The organism is Amycolatopsis sp. SID8362, assembly GCF_010550475.1.
In the GTDB taxonomy this organism is placed as follows: Bacteria; Actinomycetota; Actinomycetes; order Mycobacteriales; family Pseudonocardiaceae; genus Amycolatopsis; species Amycolatopsis eburnea.
Window position 1 is genome coordinate 1 of the sequence record NZ_JAAGNB010001793.1, and the last position, 1525, is coordinate 1525.

2 protein-coding genes and 1 pseudogene are annotated in these 1525 nt (G+C 74.0%); 1 reads left to right on the forward strand and 2 read right to left on the reverse strand.

All coding sequences use genetic code 11. The features are described from left to right. A pseudogene (locus G3I65_RS54870) lies at positions 1-243 on the reverse strand (histidine kinase); the annotation flags it as partial. 131 nt (positions 244-374) lie between these two features. Continuing rightward, positions 375-773 (reverse strand): pyridoxamine 5'-phosphate oxidase family protein, encoded by a 399-nt coding sequence (locus G3I65_RS54875; protein ID WP_160704413.1) that lies wholly within the window; start codon positions 771-773, stop codon positions 375-377. Positions 774-1013: 240 nt separating this feature from the next. Here G3I65_RS54875 and G3I65_RS54880 point away from each other — a divergent pair. After that, positions 1014-1525: sigma-70 family RNA polymerase sigma factor (locus G3I65_RS54880; RefSeq protein ID WP_166641783.1), on the forward strand; the 512-nt coding region annotated here is incomplete at its 3' end.

Below are 1525 nucleotides of genomic sequence, written 5' to 3' on the forward strand. Positions count from 1 at the left end.
CTCGATCACGAGGGCGCCGAACACCCGCGAACCGGCGCGCACCGGCACCTCGACCGCGCCGGCGCCGGGCTCGCCGCCGTACCGGGCGACGCCGTTCTCGGGCAGCTCCAGCCGCCCGCGCGGGGCCCCCATCAGCTCGCACGTGGCCGTGACCGCCCGCTCCAGCAGCGACGGCAGCTCCAGCTCGCGGGCGATGCCGCCCACCGCCGCGAGGATCGCCGGCATGCTGATCTCGTCCGTCACTTCCCGTCGACCCCGCTGGCTCCGCCCGAATCCCGGGCCGTTCCCGGGCCGTCAAGCGTGCCACAGAAGACTGCCCGTGTCGGCCCAATCCGGTTCGTCCATCTGGTGGGTCGATCGGCGGAGCGGGTTCGTTACTGGGCGTGGCAGGCGAGCCGGTGGCCGCTGATCGATTCGGCCGGGATGCGCAGGAAGCGGTGCCCCGCCGGCACCGGGCAGGGGCACGAGCAGGTGAGGTCGACCGCGCCGGACTCGGTGGCCCGGCCGAGCAGGCTGACGTACCAGCCGGCGCCCAGGTCGTCGGCGTATTCGTCGGCTTCGAACGCGACGACGGCGTCGCGCGCGCCCGAGTAGAGGGGGCTGGAAGCGGGGACGGCGAACACCACGGTGTCGTCGACGAGGGTGAAGCGGACGGGGCGGACCGCAGGCATCGCCCGGTGGGTGAAGATCACCCGGCCGAGGCTCGCCGTCCGCAGCAGCGCCAGGCATTCCTGCCGGTCGAGCAGGAGCCCGAAGCCCACGTCGTCCACCATCACGTCCCTGTGTTTTCTCCTGGGAAATACCCGGCCACCAGCGTGATCGGTGCCGCGGGTAACCCGATAGGGCCGTTCGGCCCGGCCACCGCCATGCCGCCCCCACGGCACACCGCGGCGGTGCGCACCAGGGCCGGAAGACCCGGGTCGCAGCGGACTCCCGGCCGGTGTGGCGGCCGCGCGCCGTGACCTAGCGTCGTGATCATCCGTGACGGCGAGCGTGGGGAAAGGGTGAGGCTGATGTCGCCGCAGTCCGCCGAGGGCGCGTCCGCTCCCCCGGCGCCGTTCACCCTCGACCCGGTCCTCGTCCGGGCGGCGATCCAGGGCGACCGCGCCGCGGTGGCCGCCCTGCTGCGCGTCCTGCGGCCGCCGGTGTTCCGCTACTGCCTCGGCCGGCTCCGCACCTGGCAGGACGGCTCGTCGGACGCCGAGGACTGCGCGCAGGACGTGCTCCTGGCGATCGTCAACGCGCTGCCCGGCTACCGCTACGAGACCGACGGCTTCCTCCCGTTCGTCTTCGGCATCGCGTCGCACAAGGTTTCGGACTTCCACCGCCGCCGCGCGCGCGACCGCACGAGCCCGGTCGCCGAGCCGCCCGCCGACCACTGGACCCCCGGCGACCCGACGAGCGAAGAGGCCGAACGCGCGGCCGCGCTGGACTGGTCGTCCGGCCTGCTCGACACGCTCCCGCCGCGGCAGCGCGAAATCCTGGTGCTGCGGATCATCCTCGGGCTGACGGCGGAGGAAACGGC